At 60.6% G+C, this 19,874-nt stretch carries 21 protein-coding genes and 1 other RNA gene; 8 read left to right on the top strand and 14 right to left on the bottom strand.

Annotated features, from left to right (window positions below; translation table 11 throughout):
- Window positions 1-16: 16 nt before the first annotated feature.
- The 3 genes from B2J69_RS11010 to B2J69_RS11000 are packed head-to-tail and all read right to left on the bottom strand — an operon-like array spanning window position 17 to window position 2,400.
- Window positions 17-895: a metal ABC transporter substrate-binding protein gene (locus B2J69_RS11010; RefSeq protein ID WP_081139332.1), complete on the bottom strand. Its 879-nt coding sequence runs from the start codon at window positions 893-895 to the stop codon at window positions 17-19.
- Between the two features lie 12 nt (window positions 896-907).
- Entirely contained in the window at window positions 908-1,747 is an 840-nt protein-coding gene (locus tag B2J69_RS11005; protein WP_081139331.1) for a metal ABC transporter permease, read from the bottom strand.
- Window positions 1,744-2,400, bottom strand: a complete 657-nt coding sequence (locus B2J69_RS11000; RefSeq protein WP_407944740.1) for a metal ABC transporter ATP-binding protein — start codon at window positions 2,398-2,400, stop codon at window positions 1,744-1,746. Before B2J69_RS11000 ends, B2J69_RS11005 begins: the two co-directional genes overlap by 4 nt.
- Window positions 2,401-2,751: 351 nt before the next feature.
- Between B2J69_RS11000 and B2J69_RS10995 the strand changes: the two genes are divergently transcribed.
- From B2J69_RS10995 to B2J69_RS10985, 3 genes are all read left to right on the top strand, one after another.
- Complete coding sequence (locus tag B2J69_RS10995) at window positions 2,752-3,105, top strand: hypothetical protein (RefSeq protein ID WP_081139329.1); 354 nt, start codon at window positions 2,752-2,754, stop codon at window positions 3,103-3,105.
- Window positions 3,106-3,253: 148 nt separating this feature from the next.
- The gene (gene tomB / locus B2J69_RS10990; RefSeq protein WP_081139328.1) at window positions 3,254-3,631 is read left to right on the top strand and encodes an Hha toxicity modulator TomB; all 378 of its coding nucleotides are present in this window, start codon (window positions 3,254-3,256) and stop codon (window positions 3,629-3,631) included.
- A gap of 23 nt (window positions 3,632-3,654) precedes the next feature.
- Complete coding sequence (locus tag B2J69_RS10985; RefSeq protein WP_081139327.1) at window positions 3,655-3,873, top strand: HHA domain-containing protein; 219 nt, start codon at window positions 3,655-3,657, stop codon at window positions 3,871-3,873.
- Between the two features lie 126 nt (window positions 3,874-3,999).
- Here B2J69_RS10985 and ffs read toward each other — a convergent pair.
- Window positions 4,000-4,096: signal recognition particle sRNA small type (gene ffs / locus B2J69_RS10980), an RNA gene on the bottom strand.
- Window positions 4,097-4,259: 163 nt separating this feature from the next.
- Here ffs and B2J69_RS10975 point away from each other — a divergent pair.
- Complete coding sequence (locus tag B2J69_RS10975) at window positions 4,260-4,571, top strand: MGMT family protein (RefSeq protein WP_081139326.1); 312 nt, start codon at window positions 4,260-4,262, stop codon at window positions 4,569-4,571.
- Between the two features lie 33 nt (window positions 4,572-4,604).
- On the opposite strand, the gene B2J69_RS10970 is transcribed toward B2J69_RS10975, so the two are convergent.
- Window positions 4,605-5,162 (bottom strand): YbaY family lipoprotein, encoded by a 558-nt coding sequence (locus tag B2J69_RS10970; RefSeq protein ID WP_081139325.1) that lies wholly within the window; start codon window positions 5,160-5,162, stop codon window positions 4,605-4,607.
- 189 nt (window positions 5,163-5,351) lie between these two features.
- Between B2J69_RS10970 and tesB the strand changes: the two genes are divergently transcribed.
- A complete protein-coding gene (gene tesB, locus B2J69_RS10965) occupies window positions 5,352-6,215 on the top strand; it encodes an acyl-CoA thioesterase II (RefSeq protein WP_081139324.1) in 864 nt (287 codons plus the stop codon).
- Between the two features lie 92 nt (window positions 6,216-6,307).
- On the opposite strand, the gene amtB is transcribed toward tesB, so the two are convergent.
- The 5 genes from amtB to B2J69_RS10940 form a co-directional block, all read right to left on the bottom strand.
- Window positions 6,308-7,594, bottom strand: coding sequence for an ammonium transporter AmtB (gene amtB / locus B2J69_RS10960; RefSeq protein WP_081139323.1), 1,287 nt, complete (start codon window positions 7,592-7,594; stop codon window positions 6,308-6,310).
- 33 nt (window positions 7,595-7,627) lie between these two features.
- On the bottom strand, window positions 7,628-7,966 hold the full coding sequence (gene glnK, locus B2J69_RS10955) for a P-II family nitrogen regulator (protein WP_033752690.1): 339 nt from the start codon (window positions 7,964-7,966) through the stop codon (window positions 7,628-7,630).
- A 257-nt stretch (window positions 7,967-8,223) separates the two neighbouring features.
- Window positions 8,224-9,999: a SmdB family multidrug efflux ABC transporter permease/ATP-binding protein gene (locus B2J69_RS10950; RefSeq protein ID WP_081139322.1), complete on the bottom strand. Its 1,776-nt coding sequence runs from the start codon at window positions 9,997-9,999 to the stop codon at window positions 8,224-8,226.
- Window positions 9,986-11,761 carry a SmdA family multidrug ABC transporter permease/ATP-binding protein gene (locus B2J69_RS10945; RefSeq protein ID WP_081139321.1) on the bottom strand — a complete coding sequence of 592 codons (1,776 nt, stop codon included), beginning with the start codon at window positions 11,759-11,761 and terminating at the stop codon, window positions 9,986-9,988. The genes B2J69_RS10950 and B2J69_RS10945 overlap by 14 nt, the downstream gene beginning before the upstream one ends.
- Window positions 11,762-11,783: 22 nt before the next feature.
- Complete coding sequence (locus B2J69_RS10940; RefSeq protein ID WP_081139320.1) at window positions 11,784-12,245, bottom strand: Lrp/AsnC family transcriptional regulator; 462 nt, start codon at window positions 12,243-12,245, stop codon at window positions 11,784-11,786.
- A 115-nt stretch (window positions 12,246-12,360) separates the two neighbouring features.
- On the opposite strand from B2J69_RS10940, the gene B2J69_RS10935 reads away from it, so the two are divergent.
- Window positions 12,361-13,392 (top strand): PLP-dependent cysteine synthase family protein, encoded by a 1,032-nt coding sequence (locus B2J69_RS10935; RefSeq protein WP_236722709.1) that lies wholly within the window; start codon window positions 12,361-12,363, stop codon window positions 13,390-13,392.
- Window positions 13,393-13,426: 34 nt separating this feature from the next.
- Here B2J69_RS10935 and cof read toward each other — a convergent pair whose 3' ends face one another.
- Complete coding sequence (gene cof / locus B2J69_RS10930) at window positions 13,427-14,248, bottom strand: HMP-PP phosphatase (RefSeq protein WP_081139319.1); 822 nt, start codon at window positions 14,246-14,248, stop codon at window positions 13,427-13,429.
- Window positions 14,249-14,340: 92 nt separating this feature from the next.
- Here cof and B2J69_RS10925 point away from each other — a divergent pair, with 92 nt between their 5' ends.
- The gene (locus tag B2J69_RS10925) at window positions 14,341-16,026 is read left to right on the top strand and encodes an SgrR family transcriptional regulator (protein ID WP_081139318.1); all 1,686 of its coding nucleotides are present in this window, start codon (window positions 14,341-14,343) and stop codon (window positions 16,024-16,026) included.
- A gap of 74 nt (window positions 16,027-16,100) precedes the next feature.
- Window positions 16,101-16,796: a 7-cyano-7-deazaguanine synthase QueC gene (gene queC, locus B2J69_RS10920; protein ID WP_081139421.1), complete on the top strand. Its 696-nt coding sequence runs from the start codon at window positions 16,101-16,103 to the stop codon at window positions 16,794-16,796.
- A gap of 58 nt (window positions 16,797-16,854) precedes the next feature.
- Here queC and B2J69_RS10915 read toward each other — a convergent pair whose 3' ends face one another.
- The 3 genes from B2J69_RS10915 to ppiD form a co-directional block, all read right to left on the bottom strand.
- Window positions 16,855-17,253 (bottom strand): acyl-CoA thioesterase, encoded by a 399-nt coding sequence (locus B2J69_RS10915; protein ID WP_081139317.1) that lies wholly within the window; start codon window positions 17,251-17,253, stop codon window positions 16,855-16,857.
- Window positions 17,254-17,354: 101 nt separating this feature from the next.
- Window positions 17,355-17,678, bottom strand: a complete 324-nt coding sequence (locus tag B2J69_RS10910; protein WP_081139316.1) for a helix-hairpin-helix domain-containing protein — start codon at window positions 17,676-17,678, stop codon at window positions 17,355-17,357.
- A 139-nt stretch (window positions 17,679-17,817) separates the two neighbouring features.
- Complete coding sequence (gene ppiD / locus B2J69_RS10905; protein ID WP_081139315.1) at window positions 17,818-19,686, bottom strand: peptidylprolyl isomerase; 1,869 nt, start codon at window positions 19,684-19,686, stop codon at window positions 17,818-17,820.
- Between the last annotated feature and the right edge of the window lie 188 nt (window positions 19,687-19,874).

The following is a 19,874-nucleotide window of genomic DNA, read 5'->3' as shown; positions in this document are numbered from 1 at the left end:
CTCCCCGGCCTTTTTTTTATTGCATGCTGTGGGCCATCGCCTCAACGTTATGGCGAAACGCCGCGATATAGGTCGGCGCCGGGCCGGAAGGCTGAGACAGCGCTTCCGGATAGAGTTCGCCGCCCGGCTGCGCGCCTGTCGCGCTGGCGATCTGCTTCACCAGGCGCGGATCGGTCTGGTTCTCAATAAAATAGCTGTGGATATGCTCGGCCTGCAGCTGCTTGATCAGTCCGCCTACCGTGCTGGCGCTGGCTTCCGCCTCGGTAGAGAAGCCCACCGGCGCCAAAAAGGCCACGCCATAGCGCTGACCAAAATAGCCAAAAGCGTCATGGCTGGTCAGCACCTTGCGCTTCGCCACCGGGATAGCCGCAAAGGTGGTTTCCGCCCAGCGGTCCTGCGCCTGCAGCTGCTGAATATAGTGTTCGCCGCTGCGGCGAATGGCGTCACCATCCTGCGGATCAGCCTTGATCAGCGCATTCATCACGTTGGTAGCGTAAATGACGCCGTTGCGCATGCTGTTCCAGGCGTGCGGATCGGTGACGGTTTTCCCCTCTTCCTCCATGCTGCGCGTCGAGACGCCGCGCGAGGCGACCACCGGCTGGCCTTTATAGCCGGAGGCGCTTACCAGCCGATCCATCCAGCCTTCCAGCCCCAGGCCGCTGACAAACACCACGTCCGCTTTCGCCAGCGCCTGGCTGTCCTGCGGCGTCGGTTCAAAGGTGTGAGGATCGCCATCCGGCCCGACCAGCGATTTCACCTGAACGTGCTCGCCGCCGACCTGCTTCACGATATCCGCCAGTACGGTAAAACTTGCGACGGCGTTAACGGTGTTCGCCATAGATAATGGGCTGATCAGCAGCGCGCCGATCGCCAGACTTACTGGTAACCTTTTCATTTATACCCCTGTTTAATGGCGGCGGAGAATGCCGCCGCACGGTCCTGCCAGAATGGAAAGAAAAAAGAGCAGCGCGGCGCTCAGCACCACCGCCGGACCGGCCGGCAGCGAGTAACGCCAGGAGAGCATCAGGCCGATTAGCGCGGCGGCGATCGCCAGCGCCATGGCGATGGCCAGCATCCAGGCCAGATGACGGCTCCAGAAACGGGCGCTGGCGGCGGGCAGCATCATCAGCCCCACCGACATCAGCGTGCCGAGCACCTGAAAGCCCGCCACCAGATTGAGCACCACCAGCATCAGGAACAGACCATGCACCAGTGGGGCGCTCCATCTGCCCTGGGCGCGCAGAAAGTCGGGATCGAAGGCGTCGATCACCAGCGCCCGGTAGATCGTCGCCAGCATCAGCAAGGTAAAGGCAGCGATGGCGCCGACCAGCAGCAGTGCCGGGCTGTCGACCGCCAGCAGCGAGCCGAACAGCACGTGCAGCAGATCGACGCTGGAGCCGCGCAGCGACACCAGCGTTACCCCGAGCGCCAGCGATCCCAGATAGAAACCGGCGAAGCTGGCGTCCTCTTTTAGCGGCGTGTAGCGGCTGACCGCACCGGAGAGCAGCGCCACCGCCAGTCCGGCGATCAGCCCGCCGACGCCCATCGCCACCAGCGACAACCCTGAAATCAGATAGCCAATAGCGGCGCCCGGCAGCACCGCGTGCGACAGCGCGTCGCCAATCAGGCTCATACGGCGCAGCGATAAGAAGACGCCGAGCGGCGTGGCGCTGACGGCCAGCGCCACACAGGCCACCAGCGCGCGACGCATAAAACCGAACTCTATAAACGGCTGAATAAGCGTCATGATGCGAAGCGCCGTAGCGAGGCGGACGCGAGGCGATCCCGACTCTCATCCAGCGACAGCACGTCGCTGAAATAGCGCTCAACCAGCGGACGATCGTGCAGCACTACCAGCAGCGTGGTGCCCGCCTGCTGCTGCCGTTGCAGAATCGACATCAGCAGCGTCACGGTTTGCGCGTCAATGCCGTTGAAAGGCTCATCCAGCAGCCAGAGCGGACTGCGCTGCAGCAGCAGGCGGGCAAAGAGCACGCGCTGCAGCTGGCCGCCCGACAGCGTGGCGGGCTGCGCGCCGGTGAACGCCTGCATCTGCACCGCCTCCAGCGCCTTATGGATTTCGCGCCGCATCTGCCGGTCGATGCCGCCAAACCAGCCGCAGCGCGGCCAGCAGCCCATCGACACCAGCTCAAATACAGTTAGGGGAAAGCGCGTCTCCAGCTCGCTGCGCTGCGGCATCCAGCCGATCGCTTTGCGCGGCAGACTTAGCTCGCACGCACCGGCTATCGGCCGCAGCAGGCCGGCGATGGTTTTCAGCAGCGTTGACTTGCCGCTGCCGTTGGCGCCGATTAGCGCCGTCATGCTTCCCGCCATGAGTTCAGCATTAATTTCCGGGGTGACCGCGACCTTCTGATAACCCGCCTGAAGTTGGGTAAAACGCATCACGCACGCATTCCCCATACCATCGCCAGCGTCAGCAGCGCGATGACCAGCAGCGCGACCGCCACCCGACCGCCCAGCGAAAGCAGCATTCCACTTTGATTCATGATCTACTCAATATGTTATAACATAACAATACACTACCTTATCTGCAGCCGGGCGGCGAGAGCAAACTGTTTCAAAAGTTATCAGCGGGCCGCGACGGCTGGTAGCAGAGATACGCCATTGCGCTGATTTGGCGAGGAAAAAGGCTAAACGAATAACAATGACAGGTTTTACCGTCTATCCGCCTGTTGCAAAGTGGTTGCATAAGTCTAATGATCGGTTTATCAATCCAGAGAGCCGGAAAAAGATATGTCACTACAGCTCGAAAGCAATATCGATGGGGATAACCCAGGCATCCCAGAATTAACGGCGTTTATCCAACGGAATATTCCCAAAATAGCGCAGCCCCTGGCCGGGGATCTGCAATGGTATTCACCCCACGCGCAGTTACTTCCTGAGAGTTTTAAAATAAAGTCTGTCGAAAAGTTAGCCAGCAATCGTTTTAAAATGCTTTATCAATTTAGCGGTCATATATTTAGTCCTTGTCTGGATTTAAACGAAACATTTACGCGTGAAGAGCAGGTTATGTTTCAGGTTTTTCCCGGCAGAGTTGAGTTCGAGCTGATTGACAACCAGCAACCCTCCCCTGCTGACGAATTGTAATATTTGGTAATTGAGGTGAGCAAATCTAATGATTGTGACGTATATTTAATGTGTCTTTCACTCTGACCGCTATTCAACATCGCTTCCTGGCCGCTTAACCTAAACTCGCCGCGCTGCGGCATCCGTGCAAGCTATGGAGGGGAAAAAGATGGACGAGTACTCACCGAAACGGCATGATATTGCCCAGCTTAAATTCTTGTGTGAGAGCCTGTTTGATGAAAGTATGGCGACGCTGACCGACAGCCACCACGGCTGGGTTAACGACCCGACTTCAGAGAGCAATTTACAGCTTAATGATTTGATTGAGCACATCGCTTCTTTCACGATGAATTACAAAATAAAGCATGCTGAAGATGAAGCCCTGATTACGCAAATCGACGACTATCTTGATGATACCTTTATGCTGTTTACTAATTACGGTATCAATGCACAAGATTTGAATCGGTGGCAGCGTTCCGCCCGGCGCTTATTTAATATTTTTAGCGAAGAGTGTGCTTACCTTCAGCAACCCAGTCACTCCATTTAGGTAAACATGAGACCGGTTTATTTATGAACGATAAAATGTTGACGAAAACCGATTATTTGATGCGGCTGAGACGCTGCCGCTCAATCGACACGCTGGAGCGCGTGATCGAAAAAAATAAGTATGAACTTTCTGATGATGAACTGGCGGTATTCTATTCAGCTGCCGATCACCGTCTGGCTGAACTGACGATGAATAAGCTTTACGACAAAGTGCCCGGCTCGGTATGGAAGTTTGTGCGTTAATAGCCTGTTTTGCCTTTCCCTTTGCTGCAACCTGCCCTTTTTGTTTCAGATAAATGTGTAACTCGCCATGGAATGGCGGTTATGAGCGTTGCTTGAGGATTTTTGGCGGGGAGAAAGTGGTGGAGGCCCTGCCAGCCACATCCCGGCACACGCGTCACCTGCTGCGGCTGCTTCCTTCCGGACCTGACCGAGTTCACAAGTTAGCATTGCGGGAGGACCAACAGAGCCTCCATTGACAAGCCCTCTTTCGAAGGCGGGGGCATTATCAGGGAAGGCCCGGCCAATTGCAAGCGCCGCCCGGGCGACCGTTGTTTTCTTGAACAGCGCATCAACGCAGCGCCTCCTCTCTCTGTGCTACAGTGGCATTTTGCTTCCGGGACATCGCTATGGATCCGCAAGAGAGTTTTCAGCAGCGCATCTGGCACATCGTTGCCGCTATTCCCGCTGGCAAAGTTGCCACCTATGGCGATATCGCCCGGCTCGCCGGTTCGCCGCGTGCCGCGCGCCAGGTCGGCGGCGTTTTGCGCCGTCTGCCGCCAGGCAGCCAGCTTCCCTGGCATCGCGTGATTAACCGACACGGCGCCATCTCGTTACAGGGCGACGATCTGCTGCGGCAGCGCGACGCGCTGGCGGAGGAAGGCATAGAGATAAGCGACAGCGGACAGGTGGAGCTGGCACGCTATCGCTGGCAACCCTGACAAGCGGGGCGAAGACACCCCGCTGCGAGTCGATTACAGGCTGGTCGGCGCAGGCACCGAAGAGGATGGCGTCACCTGGGTCGGTGATGTAGACGGCACGGTAGTGACCGCGCCCGGCTGCGTCGGCAGCGCGGTTTGCGGCACCGGCACCAGCAGCAGCTCCGCTTTGGTTCCGCCCTGATTGATCACCGGCTTCACGGCATCAGTAATAAACGCCAGCTTGCCGTCGATGGTAATCGCCGCGCTCAGCAAGATGCGCGCGTTAGGCTGGATATCGGCCGGATTAAACGGCAGGACAAACTGGAACGGCGCCTGCTTGCCCTGCGTGTGCACGGCGCGCTGCGACAGCACTTTTGACGGCGCGTCCGACAGCGAGGCGTCGGAGAGCGTCACCGTCAGCACCGCGTCTGGCGGCAGCGCGATACGCTGACGGATATAGACCGTACCGCTTACGTTAGGCTGCGCGATCGCCGCCTGCTGCCCTGCTGCGCTGGCGCCCAGCGTCGGCACCGGAACCGGTTTGCTGTGATCGGCACAACCGGCGGCGGCTGCAATTAAGGTAATACCACTTACCACTTGCCAGAGTTTCATTGATGTCGTCTCCATCTGATCACTATGATTATCGGCTGCGAATGTGTCGTACAGGGTTTCACTCGCCTTATGTCCTTAATCCTGGCATAAAATGCAGATATTTCCTGTCGCCCTCCGGCGCACTCTTTGATTGACGGCAACTGGTCGGATCTTTCACACTGAGCCGGTTAACTTTGTGAGGATTGCACTATGAGCCAGGCGCTGCAAAATCTGCTGAATTTATTAAATCTGGAAAAGCTGGAAGAGGGCCTGTTTCGTGGCCAGAGCGAGGATTTAGGACTGCGTCAGGTGTTTGGCGGTCAGGTGGTGGGTCAGGCGCTCTATGCGGCGAAACAGACCGTGCCGGAAGCGCGCATCATCCACTCTTTTCACAGCTACTTCCTGCGGCCGGGCGACAGCAAGAAAGGGATTATTTACGACGTGGAAACCCTGCGCGACGGCAAAAGCTTTAGCGCGCGCCGCGTCAGCGCCATTCAGAACGGCCAGCCGATTTTCTATATGACCGCGTCGTTCCAGGCGCCAGAGAGCGGCTTCGAGCATCAGAATGCCATGCCCGAGGTGCCCGGCCCGGAAACCCTGGCCTCGGAGCAGGATCTGGCGCAGAAGATGGCGCATCTGCTGCCGGAAAAGGTGCGGGAGAAGTTTATCGCCGAGCGGCCGCTGGAGATACGCCCGGTGCAGATCCACAACCCGCTAAAAGGCCGCGTCGATGAGCCGGTGCGTCAGGTGTGGATCCGCGCCAACGGCGGCCTGCCTGCCGATCTGCGCATTCATCAGTATCTGCTGGGCTACGCTTCTGACCTCAACTTCCTGCCGGTCGCGCTACAGCCGCACGGCAAGGGTTTTCTGGAAGCGGATATGCAGGTCGCCACCATCGATCACTCGATGTGGTTTCACCGCCCGTTCAACTTCAGCGACTGGCTGCTCTACAGCGTGGTGAGCACCTCCGCTTCCGGCGCGCGCGGCTTTGTGCGTGGCGAGTTCTATAACCAGCAGGGCGTGCTGGTCGCCTCTACCGTACAGGAAGGGGTCATGCGCCAGCGCAGCGAATAGGCAAGATCGCGCAGGCAAAAAAAAAGGGGCGAATCATCGCCCCTTGTTGCTGTTGTTATTATTTAGCGCACTGCTCTTCTTTGCCCGACGGCTTACTGGTTGTAAGCGTTCTCGCCGTGGCTGTTGACGTCCAGACCTTCGCGCTCCTGCTCTTCCGGCACGCGCAGACCGACAATCATATCCGCCAGCTTAAAGCCGATAAAGGCGACCACTGCCGACCAGACGATGGTGACGCCGACGCTGAACAGCTGCACCCAGACCTGATGGCCCATGGTGACGCCTTCGGCATAGCCGACGCCGCCCAGCGAAGAGGAGGCGAAGACGCCGGTCAGGATACAGCCGACGATGCCGCAGACGCCGTGCACGCCGAAGACGTCGCACGGGTCATCCACGCGCAGCATTTTCTTCAGCGAGGTAACGCCCCACAGTCCAGCCAGACCGCCCACCAGACCGATAATCAGCGCGCCGCCGACGCCCACGTAGCCGCAGGCTGGGGTGATCGCGACCAGACCAGCGATAAAACCCGAACAGGCGCCCAGCAGCGACGGCTTGCCGCGCACCGCCCACTCGCCGAAGGTCCATGACAGCACCGCGCCCGCGGTCGCCACCACGGTGTTGAGGAAGGCCAGCGCGGCGATTTCATTAGCGGCGGAGGCGGAGCCGGCGTTGAAGCCAAACCAGCCGACATAAAGGATCGCGGTGCCGGTAAACACCATCGGCAGGTTGTGCGGTTTAAACGCCTCTTTGCCAAAGCCGGCGCGCTTGCCCACCAGATAGGCGCCCACCAGGCCGGCGATCGCGGCGTTGATATGCACCACCGTGCCGCCGGCGAAGTCCAGCGCCCCATCCTGTGCCAGGAAACCGCCCGCCCAGACCATGTGCGCAATCGGCAGATAGGCCAGCGTGACCCACACGCCAACGAAAATCAGCACGGCGGAGAAGCGAATACGCTCGGCGATGGCGCCGACGATCAGCCCCACGGTAATACAGGCGAACGATGCCTGGAACGCCACGTGGATATACTGATAGAAGCTGCCCATCACTGCTTTCAGCTCGATGTTTTTCAGCATCGCCCACTGGAAGCTGCCGAAAAAGGCGTTGCCTTCGCTGAACGCCAGCGAATAGCCATAAATAATCCACAGCACGCAGACCAGCGCAAAGGTCACCGCCACCTGCGTCAGCATCGAAAGCACGTTCTTGCCGCGGATTAAGCCGCCGTAAAACAGCGCGATCCCTGGAATCGTCATAAACAGCACCAGCGCGGTGCAAATCATCATAAATGCGTTATCGGCCTTATCCGCAACGGCAGGCGCAGCCATCGCCAGCGACGGTACCAGCGCCAGGCTGATGAGGCCCAACAAGGTGAATGCTTTATTCATTTTTTTCCATCCCATCAGATTACGTAGCCGAAATTACAGCGCTGCTTCGTCGGTCTCGCCGGTGCGAATACGGATAACGCGCTGAAGCTCAGCGACAAAAATTTTGCCGTCACCGATCTTGCCGGTGTAGGCCGCTTTGCTGATCACATCCACCACCTCGTCGAGCTGGTCGTCAGCGATGGCGACATCGATTTTGACCTTGGGCAGAAAGTTCACGCTGTACTCGGCGCCGCGATAGAGTTCCGCATGGCCCTTCTGGCGGCCAAATCCTTTAACTTCAGAGACGGTTAGCCCCTGAATGCCGATAGAGGAGAGGGCTTCGCGCACATCCTCCAGTTTGAACGGTTTGATGACCACGGTAACCAGCTTCATTGCATCCCCTCCGGGTAGTAGACAAGTGAGTCGCGTCAGACACGCAGAGACAGAAGCAAAGGCTGTGCCAGGAATACAAACAGGGACAGAAAGAGAGGTAAAAGCAGCGCAGTACGGCTCGGGTCAGGAGAGCGAAAGCGGCTGTTCAGAAAAGCGCGGCGCGGCGGTTAAAAAGCTGCACTTCTTTGGTGCTGGTGGCCTCAAAGAAGTGCACAGATACAGAACATTCTGATAATTGCGCGCAAAAAAGGTGCAATCTAGTCGACGGCGGCGATCGCCTTGCCCGACGCGAGTTCATCACCCGCCTGCTGCAGCTGATACATCTGCCAGTAACGTCCCTGCCGCGCCAGCAGCGCGGCGTGATCGCCCTGCTCTACCACCTGACCGCGATGCAGCACCAGAATGGTGTCCGCCTCGGTAATGGTCGACAGACGATGAGCGATAACCACCAGCGTGGTGTGCTGGCGCAGCGCGCGCAGCGTCTGCTGAATCGCCTGCTCGGTGCCGGAGTCGATGTTGGCGGTCGCTTCGTCGAGGATAAGGATCTGCGGCATCTCCACCAGCACGCGCGCCAGCGCCAGCAGCTGCTTCTGCCCGACAGACAGCGTGTTGCCCTGCTCGCCCAGGCGCGTATGGATGGTGTCGGGCAAGGCGCGCGCCAGCGACGCCAGCTGCACCCGCTCCAGCGCCTGCCACACCGCCTCTTCGCTGATATCGCGGCCGAGGCGCACGTTAGCCAGCAGGCTATCCGCCAGCACCACCGGATCCTGCTGCACCATGGCGATGCCGCGGCGCAGCGTCTGATGGCTGAGCTGGCTAATGGGCCGGTCGTCCAGGCATATCTCGCCGTGCGTCGCCGGGTAGTAGCCCATCAGCAGGTTGGCGAGCGTGCTTTTGCCGCTGCCGGTATGCCCGACCAGCGCGATAAAACTGCGCGCCGGCACCTCAAGGTTGATATCGCTCAGCACGTTGCGATCGGCGCGGTAGGCGAAGCTGAGGTGCCGCAGCGCGATGCGGCCCGACGCCAGCGGGCGATCGTCGGCGCCGTAGCGCTGCTGAGCCGCATCCATCAGCTCGAAAATACGTTCCCCCGACACCACCGCCTGCTGCAGCATCGACTGCTGCGTGGTGAGTTCGATCAGCGGTTCGTTCAGGCGCCCGAGATAAGTAATAAACGCATAGAGCACGCCGACTTCGAAAATGCCCGGCGAGGAGAAGCTGAACAGCAGCAGCAAACCGCAGAGGATCATCGCTGAAAACAGGCTAAGCAGCGGACGCAGCAGAAACCCGTCGAGCCGCAGCGTCTGCATGCGCGCCAGATAGTGCGCGCGGCTGGCCTCGCTCATGCGCTCGCCGAAGCGCGCCTGCTGGCGAAACTGCTGGATCACGCTCATGCCGTTGATCACTTCGTTGAAGCCGTTGTTGATATCCGCCAGATAGCTGCGCACGCGACGCGCGATCGGCGTACTGTAGCGCTGATAGATCAGCATCACCGTCAGCACCAGCGGGAAGATCGCCATCGCCACCAGCGCCATGCGCCAGTCGAGGCTAAACATCGCCACCATCATCGCGCCGATCAGCGCCGCGCTGCGCAGCACCGTCGCCACCACCGTCACGTAGAGATCTTTAATCACTTCGGTGTCGTTGGTGACGCGCGAAATAATCTGCCCCACCGGCTGGGTGTCGAACGCGCTGAGCGGCTGACGCAGAGCCGCGTCCATCACGTCGCTGCGCAGCTGCTGCACGACGCCGATCGCCGCGCGGTTAAACAGCAGCGCCTGAAAATAGTGCAGCCCCGCCGCCAGCAGCTGCAGCAGAATAAAGCTCACCGCCAGTCCCGCCACAATGCCCAGCGGCATCTGATGTTTTGCCACCAGCTGGTCGATAAAGTAGCTGACCAGCACCGGCCCGGTCACTTCGGCCGCGGCGGCGATCCATAGCATGCCGACCGCGAGGCTCAGCGATTTACGCCACGGCTTGCCGTAGGCGAGCAGACGCTTTAGCGTCGGCCATAAGCGTTTAGATTTCGCCATCGTGCGCCTCTTTTGCCGGTTCGTCTTCGTCCAGCGCCGCCTCAAGCTGCTGATAGCGATACATATCGCGATACCAGCCCGGCTCGGCCGCCAGCGCCTCATGATCGCCACGCTGAGCCACTTCGCCCTGCTGCAGCACCAGAATTTCGTTCGCCTCCGTCAGCGCCGACAGACGATGCGCGCTGATGATCAGCGTGCGTCCTTTGCCCCACTGACGCAGGTTGTGCAGGATGTCATGCTCGGTGCGGCCGTCGACCGCCGACAGTGCGTCGTCGAGGATCAGGATCTCCGCGTCGAGCAGCAGCGCGCGCGCAATAGCGATCCGCTGCTTCTGTCCGCCGGAGAGCATCACGCCGCGCTCGCCCACTTCGGTCTGATAGCCCTGCGGCAGCCGCAGGATATCTTCATGCACACAGGCCAGCGTCGCCGCGCGCTCAATCGCCTCCTGCGTGGCGCCAGGCCTGCCCAGCGCGATATTGCTCGCCACGCTGTCGGAGAAAAGAAACGGCGTCTGGCTGACCACCGCCAGGCGGCTGCGCCAGCTGTCGATGCGCAGCTGGGTCAGCGGCACGTCGTGGTAGCGGATCGCTCCGCTGTCGATATCGAAGTGGCGCTGCAGCAGGCTGAGCAGCGTGCTTTTGCCGCTGCCGGTCGGGCCGCACAGGCCGAGCATCTGGCCCGGTTTCAGCGTAAAGCGCAGATTACGCAGCACCGGCGCGCCGCTGGCCGGATAGCGAAACTCGCGGATAGCCGCCTGCAGCGTTCCCGCTTCGGCAGGCAGCTCCTGCTCGCCGTCCTGCACCGCTGGCGCCTCCGCCAGCAGCGCGCCGATGCGGCTCCAGGCGGCGCTGCCGCGCTCGACGATGTTAAACATCCACGCCAGCGCCAGCATCGGCCAGATCATCAGGCCGAGGTACATCACAAAGCTGGTGAGCTGACCGAGCGTGAGCTGTTGATGCCAGACCATCCAGCTGCCGCCGCCGATCGCCAGCAGATTGGCGAGGCCGATGGCGATGTAGATGGTCGGGTCAAAACGGGCGTCGACGCGCGCCACGCGCAGGTTTTTCGCTCCGGTGTCGCGCGCAATGGCGGAGAACTGTTCAGACTGGTGCGACTCAAGGCCGAACGCCTTGATCATGCGGATGCTGGTCAGGCTCTCCTGCGTCTGATCGTTCAGGCTGGAGAAAGCCGCCTGCGCCAGCTTGAAGCGATCGTGCAGCTGGTTGCCGTAGCGGTGGATAAACAGCGCCATAATCGGCATCGGCACCAGCGACAGCAGCGTCAGCTGCCAGCTGATCTGCAGGCTCATCACCAGCAGCACCACGCAGCCCATCACCAGCGAATCCACCAGCGTCAGCACCCCTTCTCCTGCGGCAAACACCACGCGGTCGACATCGTTGGTGGCGCGCGCGATCAGATCGCCGGTGCGATGGCGCAGGTAAAACGCCGGGTGCTGGCGGCTGAGCTGGCGATAGAAATCTTCGCGCAGCTCGACGGCGAGTTGATAGGAGGCGCCGAACAGCAGCACGCGCCAGACGTAGCGCAGCAGATAGGTCGCCACGGCGGTCGCCAGCATTACGCCGATCCACATCATAATAGTGCTGCCGCTCATGCTGCGGCGCGTGACGCCGTCGACGATCACGCCTACCAGGTGCGGCGGCAGCAGCTGCAGGATCGCGATGATGATCAACAGAGTGACCGCGCCCAGATAGCGCCGCCACTCGCGAATAAAGTACCAACTTAACTGGCTGAATAATCGCACAAGCTATTCTCTTTCTTTTGCTTCAGGGAGCAACGGGCAGCGCCGTGGTGTATTTGATCTCCTCCATGGCGAAGCTGGAGGTGACGTCAATCAGGCCCGGCACGCTGTTGACCAGACGTTTGTAAAAATCGTCATAACGCTTCATATCCGCCACCTGAACGCGCAGCAGATAATCGTACTCGCCCGCCATACGATAGAACGCCAGCACTTCCGGCATGCTCTGCACCGCCGAGACGAAGCGCTGATACCATTCGCGGCTGTGCTGCTGGGTTTTCACCAGCATAAACGCGGTGAGCGACAGGCCGAGCTTTTCCGCATCGAGCAGCGCGACGCGTGCGCGGATGATACCGTCATCCTCCAGCTTTTTCAGTCGCTTCCAGCACGGCGTGGTGGTCAGATTGACGGCGTCCGCCAGCGCCTGCAGCGAAAGCGTACAGTCGCGCTGCAGCAGATCCAGCAGATGGCGGTCAGTTTTATCTAACATTTGCTCCTCCGGGAGAATTTTTTTCTCCAATGGCGCCATTATAGCGAAGATAAAGCAACCTCTTTTTCCTGCCCGTGCCTTACAATCAGCGCATCTTCTCTGCCGGAATCGCATCATGAGTAACTGGACTCGCCACGCCATTAATGAAATCAACGCGGACTTTCAGCGCTCCGCCGAAACCCACCTGATTCGCTTTCGTCTGGCGGATTATCCCGGTATCGGCTTCTACCTGAAAGATGAGAGCACCCATCCCAGCGGCAGCCTGAAGCATCGCCTGGCGCGCTCGCTGTTTCTCTACGGGCTGGCGAACGGCTGGATTAAAGAGAACAGGCCGGTGATCGAGGCGTCGTCCGGCAGCACGGCGGTGTCGGAAGCCTATTTCGCCCAGCTGCTCGGCCTGCCCTTTATCGCCGTGATGCCGGCGAGCACCGCGAAGCGTAAAATCGCCCAAATCGAATTCTACGGCGGACAGTGCCACTTCGTCGCCGATCCCTGCGAGCTTTACAGCGCCTCGGCGCAGCTGGCGCGCGAGCTGGACGGTCACTTTATGGATCAGTTCACCTACGCCGAGCGCGCCACCGACTGGCGCGGCAATAATAACATCGCGGAGAGCATTTTCCGTCAGATGGCGCTCGAGCCCTTTCCGGTGCCGCATACCCTGATCATGAGCGCCGGCACCGGCGGCACCTCGGCAACGCTGGGCCGCTATATTCGCTATCAGGGCTTCGCCACCCAGCTGCTGGTGGTCGATCCCGAGCACTCGGTGTTCTTCGACTACTGGCACAGCCGTGACGCGACGCTGCGCAGCCCGCGCGGCAGCCTGATCGAAGGCATCGGCCGTCCGCGCGTCGAGCCCTCTTTTATGCCGGACGTGATTGATGAAATCATGAAAGTGCCGGACGGCGCGACCCTCGCGGCGATGCGCAAACTGGAGCAGATTATCGGCCGCAAACCGGGCGCCTCTACCGGCACCAACTTCTGGGGCATGATGCAGGTAGCGAAACGGATGCGGGCGCGGGGGGAACAGGGATCGCTGGTAACGCTGATGTGCGACAGCGGCGAGCGCTATCCTGACAGCTACTATGACGAAAGCTGGGTGGCGCGGCAGTTTGGCGATATCAGCCGCTGGCAGCGCGAGCTGGAATAAAAGCGCGGACCTCCTGTCCGCGTCACGGAAATCCTCAGCATTCGGGGGAATACGCGAGGTGCGGCGTCGCCATCCAGTGATCTAAATAGTGAGACACCGCCTGTGTCTCGCAATGGCCGATAACCGGCAAATGGGGCAGCGCGGACTTGAGCTGGCTCATGGCGTTGCCCATCACAAAACCTTTGCCCACCAGCGACAGCATTTCACGGTCGTTCATGGCGTCGCCGAAGGCCATACACTCCGCCAGCGTCAGCGAAAGATGCTGACACAGCATGGCGAGCGCGCTGCCTTTGTTGCAGTTGAGCGGCAGCACTTCCAGACAGTCCCACGCCGAGAAGCAGATCGTGGCGCGATCGCCGATCGCCGCCTCCAGCTGGCCTTGCAACGGAAGGAGCGCGTGGTGATCGTCAACAAAGCAGATTTTTGTCACCTGGTGCGCGGGAAAGCTTTTCAGGTCGCGCAGCTGATAGCCGAAGCCGCTCAGCGCGTGCGCCTGCAGCATCTGCGGCACCGGCACGTCGGTAAACCAGCCGTCGTCGTTGAAAACGTGCACCGTCGCCGTGCTCTCCCAGCGGCTGTGCAGCACCTCCTCCGCCACCGACGGTGAAAGGTCGCTGGCGAACAGCAGATGCCCCTCCAGATCGTGCACGCGCGTGCCGTTGCCGGTGATCAGCCACGCGGGCAGCGTGATGCGCTGGCGCAGGATCTGCATCTCCAGCAGATGCCGGCCGGTGGCGAACGCCAGATGCACATCGCGCTGATGCAGCGCCAGCAGGCTGGCGAGCGTCTGATGGCCCAGCTGATGGCTGGGCAGCAGCAGCGTGCCGTCCATATCGAATGCGGCGAGTCGTGCCATTGCTCTCTCCCGTTGAAAAAACAGGCTTCACTATCGCCTGGTAATCCCGGAACTAATAGTGAATACTTTTTGAAAACGCTTCCGGGTTTATTATGCGCCAGCTTAATCGCCTTAATCAGTTTCAGCGCCTGTGGCAGCACAGCCAGGGCGCGTCCCAGCAGACCTGCGTGGCCGAGATGGCCAGCCGCTGCTTTTGCAGCGATCGCCATCTGCGCACCCTGCTGTCGCAGTGGCAGCAGGCGGGCTGGCTGCGCTGGCAGGGGGAGTCGGGGCGCGGAAAGCTCGGGCGGCTCACCTTTCTGCGCACGCCGGAGCAGCTGCGGCAACAGCTGCTGCAGACGCAGCTGCAGGCGGGCAACGCCGCCGAAGCGCTGCAGCTGCTGGAGATGGCGCCGGATCGGCTGGTCAATCTGCTACGCCCGCTGATGGGCGGCCAGTGGCAAAACGACGCGCCGGTGCTGCGCATCCCCTACTATCGCCCGCTGGAATCGGTGGCGCCGCTGCAGATCAACGGACGCGCCGAGCAGCATCTGGCGCGCCAGCTCTTTTCAGGCCTGACGCGCTTCGAGGCGGATGAGCCGGTGGGCGATCTCGCCCATCACTGGCACTGCAGCGACGACGGACGCGTCTGGCTGTTCTGGCTGCGACCTCAGCTGTTCTGGCACAGCGACGAGCCGATTCAGGCCGCGCAGCTGGTAGAGCAGTTTCAGCGCATTCTGCAGGACGATCTCGCGCGGCGCCTGCTGGCGCAGGTTGAACGCGTCGACGCGCCCCATCCGCTGGCGCTGCGCTTTCAGCTCAGCAGCAGCGACCACTGGCTGCCCTGGCGGCTGGCGCATCAGCTCTGCCTGCTGCCCCATCCGCAGCAGCCGCGCCTCGGCAGCGGCGCCTGGAAGCTGGCGCACTTTACCCCTGAGCTGGTGCGTATCGAGAGCCATGCGCGCTGGCACCTGCAGCTGCCGCTAATGCAGGCGGTGGAGTACTGGATTACGCCGACGCTGTTCGATCGCGCGCTGGGCACCAGCTGCCGCCATCCGGTGCAGATCGCCATCGGCGACGCGGCGGATCTGGCGTCGCTGCGGCCGGTCAGCCGCAGCATCAGCCTCGGCTTCTGCTACCTTGCCTGTCGGCCGCGCGCTGGCTTTAGCCCGGCGCAGGCGCGTCGCCTGTTCCGCCTGCTGCAGCAAAGCGGCATCGTGGCGCAGCTGCCGCTGGAAGAGGGATTGATTACGCCGAGCAAAGAGCTGCTGCCGGGCTGGCCGGTGCCCCTTGTTGAAGAGGAAGAGGCGTGCCAGCTGCCAGCGCGTCTGACGCTGCACTATCAGCTGCCGGTGGAGCTGCATGAGATGGCGCAGGCGCTGCGTCAGCTGCTGCGCGCCGAAGGCTGCGAGCTGATCCTGACCTTCCACGATGTCAAAAGCTGGCGGCGCACAGAGGATCTGGCGCAGGCCGATCTGGTGATGGGCGATCGGCTGATTGGCGACGCGCCCATCTTTACGCTGGCCAGTTGGCTGGAGCTTGACCAGCTATGGCCCGCTGAAAACAGCCGTCCCCTTCGCCAGCAGCTATCGGCCATCCAGCAGCTGGCTGACAGCGAGGCCCGCAGCGCCGCGCTGCATCAGCTCTACCATCGATTGATGCATGACGGTCTGCTGCTGCCGCTGTTTAACTATCGCTATCAAATCTTCGCGCCGCCGGGCGTAGAGGGCATTCAGCTCAACACGCTGGGCTGGTTTGACTTCAGCCGCGCCTGGGTGGCGCCGCCGCTGGCGGTGTGACGCGCCGCGTCAGGCTGTTCAGCGACGCGCAGAGCCATTACCATAGACGCAAAATTTTCGACCAGGACATTATGATGAAACGAGCCGTTGTCGTGTTTAGCGGTGGACAAGACTCCACCACCTGCCTGATCCAGGCACTGCAGCAGTATGACGAAGTGCACTGCGTCACCTTCGACTACGGGCAGCGCCATCGCGAAGAGATCGACGTCGCGCGTGAGCTGGCGTTGAAGCTGGGCGCGCGGGCGCACAAGGTGCTCGACGTGACGCTGCTCAACGAGCTGGCGGTGAGCAGCCTGACCCGCGACAATATTCCCGTTCCCTCTTACGATCCCGCCGCCAGCGGTTTGCCGAGCACCTTTGTGCCGGGACGCAATATTCTGTTTCTCACTCTGGCATCGGTTTACGCTTATCAGGTAGAGGCGGAAGCGGTGATCACCGGCGTCTGCGAAACCGATTTTTCCGGCTATCCTGACTGCCGCGACGAATTCGTCAAGGCGCTGAACCACGCGGTCACGCTGGGAATGGCGCGCGAAGTACGTTTTGAGACCCCGCTGATGTGGCTGAATAAAGCGGAGACCTGGGCGCTGGCCGATTACTGGCAGAGCCTGACGCTGGTGCGCGAAGAGACCCTGACCTGCTACAACGGCGTGAAAGGCGACGGCTGCGGCGAATGCGCCGCCTGTCATCTGCGCGCGCGCGGTCTGAACGACTATCTCGCCGACCGCGACGGCGTGATGGCGGCGATGAAAAGCAAAAGTGGTTTAGCCTGATCCTGATGCTGGCTATGCTCCTGCCCTGGGCGCGGCGTCTCGCTGACGTGGCGCTGATTCAGGGTGAAAAGGCTTCCAGCCGCGCGCGCAGCTCGCTCTCCAGCGCCACCGCTTTCTGCGTGCGCAGATCGATGCAGACAAAGGTTAGCGCCGCGTCGGCCACCAGGGTATCGCTGCCCGCCAGCGTCACGCGCTGGGTAATCACGCCGCTTTTGCCGTTCAGCTGCGTCATTTCGCTATGGATCGTCAGCACGTCGCCCAGCACCGCCGGGCGACGATAGTTGATATTGATGTTCACCACCACAAACGCCAGCTGCTGCTGCTGCAGCCAGCTAAAGGCATCGGCCTCTTCGAGCCACTGCCAGCGCGCCTCCTCAAGAAACTCCAGATAGCGCGCATTGTTAACGTGCTGATACACGTCAAGGTGATAGCCGCGAACTTTAATGGTGGTCTGCATGCCTGACATCTCCTGCTGCAAAAGGGCTCACTGGTAAGACCTCTTCAGCGTAGCAAAAGCGGCTCGCGCGCGCGGCAAAAGCGTCAGGCTTGCGTCTTAGCTCACAGTTTCAGCCGATCGGCGTTGCGTTCAATCAGCGCATTGCCGATGCCTGGCACCTCTTTCAGCTGTTCAATGGCGGTAAAGGGGCCGTACTGCTCGCGGTAGCTGACGATGGCCTGCGCCTTTTTCAACCCGATGCCGTTCATCGCCGCCGACAGCTGCTCGGCGCTCGCGTCATTGATGCTGAGCGGCTCGCGGCTGGGAGGCGCGGCCTGCGCCGCCGGCGCGTCAGTGGCGGGTTCCGCCGCCGACAGTGCGGGATAACCGAGCGCGCTGCCCAAAGCCAGGGTGAAGCAGAGTGCGGTAAAAAGTGATTTAGTCATGCTGTGTTCCTCCATGTGTGTGACAGCAGGCACAGCGTGACAGAGAGACGGCGCAGCGGCAAAAGGCACCTTTCAGAAATGGAAAAGGCCGCGCAGGCGGCCTTTTCGGTTTTCAATGCTTGCTACATTTTTGCGAGCGTTACTGCATTTGCGCCGCTGCGCCATATTTGATTTTGGCCTCTTTGCGCAGGTTAACCAGCAGCGCTTCGAAAGCCAGCTGCGCGTTATTCTGCGTGACGCCTTTGACCATTTCGTCGATTTGCGCCTGCGGCAGCGAGCCGCTGTTGACCTTGTCCAGCGCCACCAGCACGACGTTGCCCTGCATATCTTCGCTGACGCCCCATGAGGCTTTGTTGTCAGCGGGCTGCGGCAGGCTGAAGGCGGTCTGGGCAACCGGATCCTGGCTGTTGCGATCCACGGTTTTGCTGGCGCTCAGCGTCAGGCCAGCCGCGCTCAGCGCATCCAGCTTGCCTGCGTTAAGATCGGCCAGCAGTTTGTCTGCCTGGGCTTTTGCCTGCTGTGCGGCTTTATCGTGCTTCAGCGTGTCGGCAATCTGCGCTGTCACTTCATCCAGCGGTTTAACTGCCTCAGGTTTATGCTCGCTGATGCGCAGCACAAAGGCGCGGTCGCCATCTACGGTGATCACGTCGGAGTTATTGCCCGGCGCGCCGTTCTGGCCAGTCAGACCGCCGTTGAACACCGCATTTTTCACCGGATCGAAGTTCAGCTCCGGCGGCACGCTGTCGTGGCTGAACCAGCCGGTCTCAACTACTTTCAGCCCTGAAGCCTGCGCCGCGCCGGCCAGCGACTCGTTGTCGTTGCTCGCCGCTTCGCTCACCTTTTGCTGCTGCTGATAGAAGGCGTCGACCGCTTTCTCCTGCCTCGCTTTATCGGCCACGGCGTCACGCACCTCAGCCAGCGGTTTAATCTGCTCCGGCTGGGTATCATCCAGGCGCACCACCAGGAAGCCGACCGACGATTTGATCACGCCGGAAAGCTGGCCTTTCTGCGTCAGACCCGCCTCTTTCAGCTCGTCCGGCGTGGTGGCCGGCTCCAGCCAGCCCATGTCGCCGCCTTTGCGCGCCGAGATGGGATCGATCGATTTGCTTTTCGCCAGCGCAGCAAAGTCAGCGCCGCCTTTCAGCTGTTCCAGCACCGCAGCGGCGTCCGCTTCGGTTTTGGTCTGGATCACGCTGTAGCGGTTGCGCTGCGGCTGGGTATAGTCTGCTTTATGTTGGTCGTACCAGCTCTGAATATCCGCGTCGCTGACGTTGGCCTGCAGGCTGGCGGCATCCATTTTGATATAGCTGACGCGGAACTGCTCCGGCGCCATAAAGTTGCTTTTATGCTGCTGATAATACTGGGCAATCTCGTCGGGCGTTGCGGTTTGTTTGGCCGCCAGCGCGTTGACGTCGATGGTCGCCTGACGAATGTCGCGCTTCTGCGACACCAGCTCCACCAGCTTGCTGGTTTCGCCCTTCAGCATAAAGTCAGTGTTGGCGATGGCGTTGATCAGCTGCTGGGTGGCCAGCTGTTTGCGCAGCGCTTCCGCATAGCGATCGGCGGTGAAGCCCATGCTGCTCAGCAGGCCGTTATATTTCGCGTTGTCGAATTTACCATTGGTCTGAAACGCCTGCTGGGCGAAGATCGCCTGCTTTACCTGGTCGTCGCTGATAGAGATATGGAGATCGTTGATGTACTGATCGAGCAGCGCCTGGTCCACCAGCTGCGACAGCGCCTGCTGGCGCATCTGCTGCATAAAGCCGTCGTTGCCGGCCAGCTGCGAGAACTGGTCGCCCAGCATCTGCTGCTGGCGGCTACGCTCGCTGTTGAACGCCTGATCTAACTGCGCCCGGCTGATTTCCTGGCCGTTTACTTTGGCGGCATAATCGCCGCTGCCGCCGATAAGATAGTTGCCAACGCCGGTCAGCACGAAGGAGAGAATAATCAACCCCAAAATAACCTTGAGCACGACATGATTCGACGCCGCGCGTAAATTGTCCATCATGGTATGACAACGCTCCGCTGTAGTGTGGATGTAAACCTCGGGCGCAACGCCTGTCGGATTAAGGCCGTTACGCAACTGCCGTTTAGCCTGGCAGCTTCACTCCTGTTGAGACAAGTCGTAGCGCGATTTATCCCCGGATCCGAATAAAAAAGGCACATCAAATTTGATGTGCCCGTATGTTACATGAG

This window comes from Pantoea latae (assembly GCF_002077695.1).
Classification (GTDB): Bacteria; Pseudomonadota; Gammaproteobacteria; order Enterobacterales; family Enterobacteriaceae; genus Pantoea; species Pantoea latae.
The sequence above is the reverse complement of the archived record's forward strand: the minus strand, read 5'-3'. Positions and strand labels throughout refer to the sequence as shown.